We start from the raw sequence: 3023 nt of genomic DNA on the forward strand, positions 1-3023 counted from the left end.
GTCGGCCGGGCCAGACGCGCCCCACCGATGGACACCGGCCGCAGCCGTCCGCGGGGCATCAGGATTGCGGTCACGACTCGGCTCCCTCGACGATCTCGGGCACCGCGGCGAGCAGGGTGCGGGTGTAGGGGTCGCGGGGTTCGGCGATCACCTGGTCCGCAGGACCTAGCTCGACGACGCGGCCGGCTTGCATGACGGCGATGCGATCACCCATCAGCCGGGCGACCGCCAGGTCGTGGGTGACGAACAGCACCGTCATCCCGATCCGCGCCCGCAGATCGCGGATGAGGGCCAACACGCTCTTGGCCAGCGAGGCGTCCAGGGCGCTGGTGGGTTCGTCGCACAGCAGCACCGCGGGCGGGATCATCGTGGCGCGGGCAAGCGCGACGCGCTGTCGCTGCCCGCCGGACAGCTCACCCGGGCGGGCCTTGGCGACTTCCGGCGGCAAGTCGACCGCAGCCAGTGCCGCAATCACGCGCTCGCTGACCTCGGCCCGTGACAGTTTGAGGCGATGCAATCGCTCGCCAAGGGTTTCGCCGACGCTCATCCACGGGGTGAGTGACGAGCCGGCGTCCTGGAACACCATCTGCGGCCCGCCGGTGCCGGCGAGCGTGACGGAGCCGGACGTCGGCTTCTCGAGTCCGGCGACGATCCGCAGCAGGGTCGACTTGCCGGAACCGCTTTCCCCGACGATCGCCAATGCCTCGCCCTGCGCGATGTCCAGGTCGACCCCGTCGACGGCGTTGATCTCCCGGGAGCGGCCGCGCCCCCAGCGAACGCCACGGCGTACGGTGAACGTGCAGCGCAGCTCGCTGATCGACACTGCAGGCTCGGAGTCGTCGGTGTCCCCGCTGAACCGCTCGTCGCGAGGCATCGTCAGGCTCAGCCGGGACGCGAGCAGCGAACGGGTGTAGTCGTGCTGCGGGTTACGCACCACCTCGGAGGCCGGGCCGATTTCGACCAGTTCGCCGTGGTGCAAAACGGCGAGCCGGTCGGCGATCTGGTCGGCCACGCCGAGGTCGTGGGTGATCAGCAGGACCGAGCAGCCGAACTCATCGCGCAACTCGCGCAGCAGGTCCAGCAGCTGCGCCTGCACGGTCACGTCGAGTGCGGTCGTCGGTTCGTCGGCGACGATCAGATCTGGACGGCCGCCAACCGCGATCGCCGCCATCACCCGCTGCCGCAGCCCACCGGAAAGCTCGTGCGGGTAGACCCGCAGGCGCAGCTGGGCGTCGCGCACCCCGACGGTTTCGAGCAGCCGGACGGATTCGGCGTCGCCGTGGGTGACCTCACCAATCTGCCTGCCGATCCGCATCGTCGGGTTCAGCGACGTCATCGGGTCCTGGAAGATCGCGCCGAGCACCTCGGCCCGCACCCGGCGCAGCTCGGACGGGCTCGCCCGGACCATGTCCACTCCGTCAACGGTGACTTGACCGTCGGCCTGCGGGTGTGAGGTGTCCGGGAGCAACCCGAGCAGGCTCAACGCGAGCACGCTCTTACCGGAACCGGATTCGCCAACAAGGCCGAGGATCTCACCGGGCCGGATCCGAAGTTCGATGTGCTCGAGGATCTGGCTCCGAATGCCGTTGCGCACCAACGACAGCGAGAAGTCAGTGAGTGCGGCTACCGGTTCGGTCACGACGTCACCTCCGCAACCGGCGGGAACAGCACGGGCGAATCCACGACGGCCTGGTGGATCTCGCGCGGCGTCGTCAGCCACACGCCGGCGCCGGTGGCGACGCGCTCGAGCGCTCTTCGGACGGCGCGCAAGCGGAACGGCACCCCGGTGATGAACGAGTGCAGCACGATGCTCATCACAAGCGGGCGTGGCGTCGCCGAGAGTTCGGCGAACTCGTCGACGATCATGTCGGCGAACTCGTGGGCGGACGCCTGCCTGCCGATCATCGTCGACGAGTCGTTTATCTCCGCGTTGTACGGAATCGAGAGCAGCGGACCGGATTCCGTGGTCAGCCAGACGGGCTGGTCGTCCAGTCGCAGGTCGAGCAGGTAGCGGTACCCGGTCTCGGCCAACAGGCTCAGGGTGGCCGGGGTGTGGCTGAGCCAGGGGCTGGACCATCCGCCCGGGGCTGCCCCCTCGTGCGCGCGGATGCGGTCGGCTACGTGTGTCAGGTAGGCACGCTCGGCGTCGGGGGTCATCTCCGACAACGAATCGGAGTTGGAGCGGCCGTGCCCGACGATCTCGGCACCGGCCCGCCGGGCCGCCTCCAGGACGGCCGGGGCCTCGTCGTACACGTCGGTATTCAGCAGTACGGTCGGCGGGATGCCAAGGCCGCAAAGCGCTTCGAAGATCCGGAAGGCGCCGACCCGGTTTCCGTAGTCGCGCCAGGCCGTGTTCACCAGGTCCGGGGCGGGGATGTCGGGCAGCACGTCCTCGGTGCGACCATCGCCGAACCGGTAGGACTCGACGCCGACGCACACGACGACGGCGAGCCGCGCACCGTTGGGCCAGGTGCCTGCCGGCCGGGCCGGCAGCGGGGTGTACGGGTATCCGGCAGGGTTCGTCACGAGGCCACCCAGCGGTTGAAGCCGACATCCGTTGCGGCCGAGCGGCGCACGATGTGCTGGTACGCGGGGAACAGTTGGTCGGCGCTGCTACGGGCAGCCCGGATCGCGGGCAGCTTCGCGGCGAACAGGTCCCGCGCCTCGTCGAGCAACGCCGACTCGTCCACGGTGGTGACGTGCCCGTGTTCGGCCACCACGCGGCCGGCCACCATGGTCAGCACGACGTCGCGGCCATCCTCGCAATGGACTAGCTGTTCCCTCAAATCGTTGAGTGGCGTGAACGCAATGGCGTGCATGTCGACCAGTGCCAGATCGGCAAGCATGCCGGGCGCGACCGCTCCGAGGTCGTCGGGCCGCCGGGTGGCGCGGGCACCGCCCCGCCAGAGCGCTTCGAGAATCTCAGCCGCAGTGGGCCATTCGTCGCTATCCAGCCCCGAAACGTTGTGGATGAGGCCCGCGGTCTTGGCGACCGTCCAGACATTGATGGTGTCGTCGCAGAT

The 3023-nt window shown here is 69.3% G+C and carries 3 protein-coding genes; all 3 read right to left on the minus strand.

The window, feature by feature from the left end; all coding sequences use genetic code 11:
• Positions 1–70: 70 nt before the first annotated feature.
• Positions 71–1639, minus strand: a complete 1569-nt coding sequence (locus tag QOC69_RS12285) for an ATP-binding cassette domain-containing protein (RefSeq protein ID WP_526439775.1) — start codon at positions 1637–1639, stop codon at positions 71–73.
• On the minus strand, positions 1636–2526 hold the full coding sequence (locus tag QOC69_RS12290; protein WP_526439777.1) for a polysaccharide deacetylase family protein: 891 nt from the start codon (positions 2524–2526) through the stop codon (positions 1636–1638). The genes QOC69_RS12285 and QOC69_RS12290 overlap by 4 nt, the downstream gene beginning before the upstream one ends.
• A partial coding sequence (locus QOC69_RS12295) for an amidohydrolase family protein (protein WP_526439779.1) occupies positions 2523–3023 on the minus strand: 501 nt, incomplete at its 5' end. The genes QOC69_RS12290 and QOC69_RS12295, both read right to left, overlap by 4 nt.

This window comes from Mycobacterium sp. (assembly GCF_032162105.1).
Lineage (GTDB): Bacteria > Actinomycetota > Actinomycetes > Mycobacteriales > Mycobacteriaceae > Mycobacterium.